The sequence below is a fragment of the Candidatus Equadaptatus faecalis genome (assembly GCA_018065065.1).
GTDB lineage: Bacteria > Synergistota > Synergistia > Synergistales > Synergistaceae > Equadaptatus > Equadaptatus faecalis.
On the sequence record JAGHTZ010000083.1, the window covers coordinates 1 to 7165 of the forward strand.

Annotated in this window: 7 protein-coding genes and 1 rRNA gene; 2 read left to right on the plus strand and 6 right to left on the minus strand. The window is 50.8% G+C overall.

Annotation, left to right across the window (positions count from 1 at the left end; genetic code table 11):
* Positions 1–258: cupin domain-containing protein (locus KBS54_06930; GenBank protein ID MBQ0055855.1), on the plus strand; the 258-nt coding region annotated here is incomplete at its 5' end.
* 110 nt (positions 259–368) lie between these two features.
* Here the strand turns inward: KBS54_06930 and KBS54_06935 are convergent.
* Positions 369–1547: a pyridoxal phosphate-dependent aminotransferase gene (locus KBS54_06935; GenBank protein ID MBQ0055856.1), complete on the minus strand. Its 1179-nt coding sequence runs from the start codon at positions 1545–1547 to the stop codon at positions 369–371.
* Positions 1548–1777: 230 nt separating this feature from the next.
* Between KBS54_06935 and KBS54_06940 the strand changes: the two genes are divergently transcribed.
* Positions 1778–3211: an FAD-binding protein gene (locus tag KBS54_06940; GenBank protein ID MBQ0055857.1), complete on the plus strand. Its 1434-nt coding sequence runs from the start codon at positions 1778–1780 to the stop codon at positions 3209–3211.
* 114 nt (positions 3212–3325) lie between these two features.
* Here KBS54_06940 and KBS54_06945 read toward each other — a convergent pair whose 3' ends face one another.
* From KBS54_06945 to rrf, 5 genes are all read right to left on the minus strand, one after another.
* The gene (locus tag KBS54_06945) at positions 3326–3940 is read right to left on the minus strand and encodes a cytidylate kinase-like family protein (protein MBQ0055858.1); all 615 of its coding nucleotides are present in this window, start codon (positions 3938–3940) and stop codon (positions 3326–3328) included.
* Between the two features lie 78 nt (positions 3941–4018).
* Positions 4019–5302: a TRAP transporter large permease gene (locus tag KBS54_06950; GenBank protein ID MBQ0055859.1), complete on the minus strand. Its 1284-nt coding sequence runs from the start codon at positions 5300–5302 to the stop codon at positions 4019–4021.
* Entirely contained in the window at positions 5302–5802 is a 501-nt protein-coding gene (locus KBS54_06955; GenBank protein MBQ0055860.1) for a TRAP transporter small permease, read from the minus strand. Before KBS54_06955 ends, KBS54_06950 begins: the two co-directional genes overlap by 1 nt.
* Before the next feature lie 65 nt (positions 5803–5867).
* A complete protein-coding gene (locus KBS54_06960; protein ID MBQ0055861.1) occupies positions 5868–6905 on the minus strand; it encodes a TRAP transporter substrate-binding protein in 1038 nt (345 codons plus the stop codon).
* 167 nt (positions 6906–7072) lie between these two features.
* Positions 7073–7165: ribosomal RNA gene (gene rrf, locus KBS54_06965) — 5S ribosomal RNA — on the minus strand; the annotation flags it as partial.

Sequence of the window (7165 nt, forward strand, 5' to 3'; positions counted from 1 at the left end):
ATTCTCGAAGGTATGGCTTTTATTGCAGCGAACAGAATGGAGCTGGAGCCCAATGCGACCATAGGTCTTCACACGCACGTTGACGACGAAGAGGTGTACGCGATTTTCTCCGGCGAGGGAATTTTTGAATACGGCGAGGGCGAATGCCCTGCTCTGCCGGGCGACGTTTTCGTTACTCACAAAGGAATGTCGCACGCGCTCAGAAACACGAGCAGCACCGAGCCTCTCGTTTTCTTCGCCGTCGTGGCAAAGAAATAGCGCAGCACACGCATAGGCGTTTCATCAGCGCAAAAAGCACAAAAAAACTCCGGATTTCTCCGGAGTTTTTTATTTGCGTGTATTCAGGCACTGCGCTTTATGCCGTCCGGTTACAGTTTTTCCACCGCGTTTTTAATTCTTTCCATTCCCTCTTCGAGGTAGTCGTAGTCTCTGCAGTATGCAAGGCGGATGTGTCCGGGGCAGCCGAATACTTCACCGGGAACCGTTGAAACGCCTGCGTTTTCAAGCAGCCACGAACAGAATTTGAAGCCGTCTGTTTTAAGTTTCTTAATGCTCGGGAAGGCGTAGAAGGCGCCTTTCGGAACGACGTAGTCAAATGCGTCGATTTTCGCAAACCAGTTCATAACCATGTCGCGGCGGCGTTTGTATTCTGCGACCATCGTTTTGACGTCTTCGTCTGCGCTGCGGAAGGCTTCCGCTACGCCTGCCTGCGCGAATGCCGTTGCGCATGTCGTAAGGTTCTGGTGGCATTTGTTGACGTAGGGGCGCATTGCGTCAGGGCAGATTATCCAGCCGACACGCCAGCCTGTCATTGACCACGTTTTTGACGCTGCCGAGAGCGTTACCGTGCGTTCTTTCATTCCGGGAAGGCTCGCAATGCTGACGTGCTCGCCCTCGTAGAGGAAGCTTTCGTACGGCTCGTCGGAGAGCACCCAGAGGTCATTTTCTATCGCAATTTTCGCGATTGCGCTGAGGTTTTCTTTCGTATAGACTGCGCCGCAGGGGTTGTTGGGCGTGTTGATGAGGATTGCTTTCGTTTTCGGCGTAATTGCTTTCGCAAGCGCTTCCGGACGAAGCTCGAAATTGTCTTCCATGCTTGTCATAACGGGGACAAGTTTGACCTGAGCTATTGCCATCTGGTCTGCGTACGCTGAGAAATAAGGCGCGGGAAGAATTATTTCGTCTCCGGGCTCGCAGAGCGTAAGAAGCGTCGCCGTCAGGGCTTCGATTGCGCCGACCGTTATTACTATGTTTTTGTCAGGGTCAACGTCCATATTGTTGACGCGTTTGTATTTGGCGGCTACCGCTTCGCGGAGCTCCTGAGTGCCGCCCATGTCCGTGTAGTGCACGTCGCCGTTCTGAAGCGCGCGTATCGCCGCGTCTTTTGCGGATACCGGCGAATCAAAATCGGGGCGTCCGATTTCCATGTGAATTATCTTTTTTCCTTCGGCTTCAAGCACGTTCGCACGGGAAAGTATTTCGCGGATGCCTCCCGACATTGGGATTGACGCCATTCTTGCGTTCGGGAATGTAACTTTGGTTGCCATTTTGTCCGTCACTCCTTGCAATTTGTGAAAATTTGAACTATACGACAGAATTATACCACGCTTGCCGCCGTATGGCGCATTTTTTTTAGCCGTACATCCGCTTCGTCCATTTAGCTCGTTTCAGTAATTGATTTTCTTGGTAATTGGTTCTCACCAAGCGCGCGTCCGCCTTGCCTTTTCTCCTTCACCGTAGTAAAATAACACCATACTGACAGGAAGAGTTGATATCCATGAGAAAGTACAACAAGGTTACTGACGGGATTATTGCCAAACTGCGCGAAATTTGCGGCGCGGAGAACGTTTGGACGGAGGGCGGAAAGATTGCCGACTGTTCGCACGACGAAACTTCCGTACTCACAGAGGCAAAGTACAGCAAACCCGACGTCGTTGTCGCGCCCTGCTGCGCCGAGGAGGTTTCGCAGATTTTGAAGCTGGCGAATGAGAACGTCATTCCAGTTACCCCCCGCGGAGGAGGCACAGGGCTTTCAGGAGGCTCTATTCCTGTCTGCGGCGGCATTACGATATGCGACGACAGGCTGAACAAAATTCTTGAAATAGACAGGCAGAATCTTCTGGCTGTCGTACAGCCGGGCGTTGTAACGGCGCACATCAACGCCGAGGCGAACAAATACGGTCTCTGGTACTGCGGATATCCGATGAGCGTTGACGAATGCCACATCGGAGGGAATATCGCCGAAAACGCGGGCGGAGGCATGGCTCTGAAGTACGGCGTCACAATGCGCCACGTGCTCGGGCTTGAGGTTGTCACCGCAACGGGCGAGATTTTGCAGCTCGGCGGAAAGCTCATGAAGAACGTCACAGGCTTTAACCTCAAGGAGCTTTTCATAGGTTCCGAAGGCACTCTCGGCTTTGTAACGAAGATTATCGTCAAGCTTCAGCCTGTTCCGAAGTACAGAAAAGCGCTGCTTGCCCTTTTCAAAAACACAGACGACGCGATAGCCGCTGTTCCTCAGGTGATTACAAAGGTCGGCGTAGTTCCTTCGGCAACGGAGTTTATCGACCGTTACTGCTACGAAGCGTCGTGCAATTTCCTTGGCGCAAAGCTTCCGATAGAGGGCGTGGGCGCAACTCTGCTGATAGAGTTTGACGGAACTGACGAAGCATTGACTTTGGCAATAGCCGAGAAGGCGGGCAATGTGTGCGTTGACGGCGGCGCGATAAACATTTTCGTCGCGGAAAATGACGAAATGCGCGACAAACTTTGGTCTGTCCGCTCGCACATTGATGAGGCTCTCCGCGTAACAGACCCGACGCATATTGACGAGGACACGGTTGTCCCCGTTTCGGAAATCGCGGCGTTCTGCAGGGAAATTTACGCAATCGGCGATAAATACGGCGTTAAAATCGTTAATTTCGGACATGCGGGCGACGGCAACCTTCACCCGACAATCGCAAGAAAAGAAGGTCTTACCGACAGCGAATGGGAAGTGCTGGCAGAAAAGGTCGTCAGCGACATTTTCAAGCTTGCAAAGAGCTTCGGCGGCGTGCTTTCGGGCGAACACGGCGTCGGTCTGACGCGCACGGCATACTACAAAGAACTTTGCGAGCCAAACGAATACAGCCTTACTCTTTCAATCAAGAAACTGCTGGATCCCAACGGCATTATGAACCCGGGCAAAGTTTTCCCACTCGAAGACATCTAACAAAAACTTGCGTCTTGCCCGCCCGTCATTCTGCGGAAGCCAACGGCTTAGCGCAGAATCTAGTGTCGTTATCAAAAAAAGACCTCCGAGCGGAGGTCTTTTTTGCTGTTTGTGTTATTCTTCGGATTTTCTGAGTCTGATATACTCAGCAATCAGCTTTACCGTATCGTCAATCGTAATTTTGCTGCTGTCTATTACTATGTCGTAGTTCTCTATTCTTCCCCATTTGTGGTCTGTATAATAGCTGTAATAACTTGCGCGGTCTTTGTCCGTTTTGCGGTTGTATTCCTCTGCTTCTTCAGGTGATATTCCTTTTCTTGCCGCGACGCGTTCCTTTCTTGCCTCAGGAGACGCGTGGATAAATACGTTGACAAGGTTGCAGTCTGTGTCTTTCAGCACGTAGTCTGAGCAGCGGCCGACAAAAACGCAGGGCCCCTGCGCGGCCATTTCCCTGATTGCCTGAAACTGCGCAAGGTAGAGCTGCGTGCCCAGAGGCAGATTCGCGCCGGCTGCGCTTAAGCCGAGCGTCCAGCCGAAGAACAGGCTCGTCTTTGATTTTTCGTCGTATTCTTTAAGCACCTGCTCCGCAAAGCCGCTGGCTTTCGCGGCTTCCGTCAGTATTTCCTTGTCGTAGCACTTTACGCCGAGCAGCGCGGCAAGCTTCTGTCCTACTTCAAGTCCGCCGCTTCCGCTTTCGCGTCCTATCGTTATTATCGTATGTCCGCTCATAACGTTCACCTCTCATAATTGACTGTCTTTATTTTAGCACAAAAACTGTGCGCACAAGGCGCACAGTTTTACTGATTTTTATTTTCCCATAAGGTGCAGAAGACCCATCGTCAGGGGCGGATAGTAGGTAAAAAGCATCAAGCAGAGCACCATGGCGATGAACGAAGGAAGTATCGCTCTGGATATCTTTTCTATGCTGACGCCGGATATCGCGGTAGCAACGAACAGGTTTATGCCGTACGGCGGTGAAATAAAGCCGCAGGCAAGGTTGACTGTGATTATAAGGCCGAAATGTATGGGATCCATGCCTATTGCTTTGACGACCGGCAGAAGTATCGGCGTAAGTATTATGACCGCGGCGATATTGTCAACAAAGCAGCCGATGATAAGCAGGAACACGTTTATCGCAAGCAGCAGAAGCACCGGACTGCCTGTCATCGTGTGCATCCACGCCGCAATGTGCGCCGGTATCTGCGCCATTGCAAGATACGCGCCGAACGCCATCGAAAGCCCTATCATAAATTCCGTTGCGCCGTTTATCAGCGCAGCCTGGCGGAAACATTCGTAGAGCGTTTTGAAGTCAAGCTCTTTGTATATGAATTTTCCCACGAAAATTGAGTAGGCAACCGCGACGACCGCGGCTTCCGTCGGCGTGAATATGCCTCCGTATATGCCGCCGAGTATTATCACGGGGACAAACAGCGCCCATATTGCTTCTTTGAACGTTTCCCACACGTGCTTCAGCGTAGGCGGCTCCGAAACGTAGGAATAGTTGTTTTTCTTCGCCGTAAAATAGCAGACCGTCATGAGCGCAAGTCCTATTATTATGCCCGGCACTATGCCCGCTATAAACATGTCGCCTATTGAGCACTGCGCGACTATGCTGTAGATTACAAAAGGAATACTCGGAGGAATGATAACGCCTATAGTGCCCGCCGCCGCCGATATTGCCGCCGCGAACGAAGGGTCGTATTTTCTGTCCACCATTGACGGTATCATAAAAGAGCCTATCGCGGAAACCGTTGCAGGTCCGCTTCCCGAAATTGCCGCGAAGAACATACATGCCAAAACCGTAACCATCGCCAACCCGCCTGTTATAAATCCCACAAGCGCGTCCGCAAAGTTCACGAGCCGGCGCGAGATTCCGCCGTTGCACATGAGAGCGCCCGCAAGAATAAAGAACGGTATCGCAAGCAGCGGGAAGGAATCAAGCCCTGTGACCGCCTTCTGCGCAAGCATTTCCATCGGAATGTCCGACGTGAGAGCCATTGATACGGCGGTTGAAAGCCCCAAAGTGATGCCTATTGGAATGCTGAGGGCAATCGTAAATATCAGAATCGCAAAGAGGATAACGCCTTCCATTACGCTTGCTCCTCCTTTTTCGTTGCAGGGTTGTAAATGCCTTTGTGCAGCTTGTAAATTTCAACAACAAGCCTTGCGCACATGAGCAGACAGCCGGCAGGAACAGCGGCATACGGCCACGTCATCGGAATATCCATTGCCGCGGAAACCTGCCCCGTAGAATTCAGGAATACGAGCAGTTTCGTGCCGTACCACACAAGCAGAAGGCTGAATACAAACCACACGATCAGGACAAAATATTCAAACAGCACACGGTTTCTGCCTTTGATCATGTCAGCAAACATTTCGACCCTGAAATGGTCTCTCGTTTTCACGGCGTAGCTTGCGCCTATCCACGAAAGCCAAAGAAATATAAAGCGCGCCAGTTCTTCGCTCCAGGAAAGCGAGTTGGCGAAAACGTAGCGCATGATAACCTGCAGAAAGACAATTATTGTCATAAAGACAAGAGTCCACACGCAGAAATATTCTTCAAAATTATCAAAAAACTTTTTTATCGTCATCGTGCCGCACCTCTGAACCAAACAGTGCGCTCCCTATGCGGGAGCGCACGAAATAACAAACGTAATTACTTCTGGACTTTTCTTGCAATCTCCATAATTTCCTTGCCGAGTTCGGCTTCAAACTGTTTGTAAACAGGTTCCGAAGCGGCGATAAATGCTTTTTTCTGCTCCGGCGTGAGCGTGTTGCATTTCATACCGGCTTTGATGCACTGCTGTTTGAAGGATTCTTCCTGCTCAGCCATAACTTTTCTCTGTGCGAGGCAGGCGTCCGTTGCACATTTTTCGACAAGTTCTTTCAGATCTTTCGGAAGACCTTCCATAAACTTCTTGTTTGCAATGATAAGCTCGAACGAGAAAACGTGTCCCGTTTCTGACGCGTATTTCTGAACTTCAAAGAATTTTCCGTCAACGATAAGCGCGTACGGGTTTTCCTGAGCGTCAACAGTTTTCTGCTGCAGTGCAGTGTAAAGCTCGCCCCAACTCATAGGCGTCGGGTTTGCGCCGACCTGTTTGAAGTATGCCATGTGCATCGGGTTTTCCATGGTACGGATTTTGATGCCTTTCATGTCTTCCGGCGTGTAGATCGGGCGTTTGCTGTTCGTAACGTGGCGCATACCGTTTTCAAGGTAACCGAGAACCGCAAAGCCTTTTGATTCGAGGTAGCCGTTGAGCGTTTTTCCAAGCTCGCCGTCAATGCCTTCAAATGCTGTTTCCCTGCTTGAGAAGAGATAGGGAATGTCAACGATCTGGACGCGTTTGTCAAAGCCTGCGAGCGGCGACGTTGCAGGAATTGCCATCTGCAGCGTGCCCATTTGGACTGCTTCGCTCATTTCACGGTCGCCGCCGAGCTGTGCGTTCGGATAGATTTCAACCTTGATTCTGCCGTTTGAAAGCTTTTCAAGCGGTTCCTTGAACTGTTTGTTCATCGCCTGAATTGTCGGGTGAGAATCGGAGTCGATAGAACCAACCTTAATGATTATCTGGTCGGATGACTGCGCGTTCTGTGCTGCCTGCGGCGCTTCCGTTGCCGCTTTGTTTGAAACAAAATACCAGCCGCAGAAAACGACTGCGAGTACGAGAATTATTGCTACTGCCTTTTTCATAAGTTGTCCCCCCTGTATAGAGTGCGCAGTACAATTACTGCATCGCTTTAGCGTAGTATAACGATAGCATAATCAACCTCATAGTGCAAGCAAAATAATCATCCGTAAACAATAAGTGCGGAAACAAAACAAACAGGGAAGACGATTGTCTTCCCTGTTGAAAAAAGGCTCGGCGGCGACCTACTCTCCCACAGATACCCTCTGCAGTACCATCGGCGATGGGGAGCTTAACTGCCGGGTTCGGCATGGGACCGGGTGTG

Bases quoted from the DNA above. Each gene is read 5' to 3' on its own strand.
- KBS54_06935 (MBQ0055856.1), bottom strand. From the start codon at position 1,547: ATGGCAACCAAAGTTACATTCCCGAACGCAAGAATGGCGTCAATCCCA.
- KBS54_06940 (MBQ0055857.1), top strand. From the start codon at position 1,778: ATGAGAAAGTACAACAAGGTTACTGACGGGATTATTGCCAAACTGCGC.
- KBS54_06945 (MBQ0055858.1), bottom strand. From the start codon at position 3,940: ATGAGCGGACATACGATAATAACGATAGGACGCGAAAGCGGAAGCGGC.
- KBS54_06950 (MBQ0055859.1), bottom strand. From the start codon at position 5,302: ATGGAAGGCGTTATCCTCTTTGCGATTCTGATATTTACGATTGCCCTC.
- KBS54_06955 (MBQ0055860.1), bottom strand. From the start codon at position 5,802: ATGACGATAAAAAAGTTTTTTGATAATTTTGAAGAATATTTCTGCGTG.
- KBS54_06960 (MBQ0055861.1), bottom strand. From the start codon at position 6,905: ATGAAAAAGGCAGTAGCAATAATTCTCGTACTCGCAGTCGTTTTCTGC.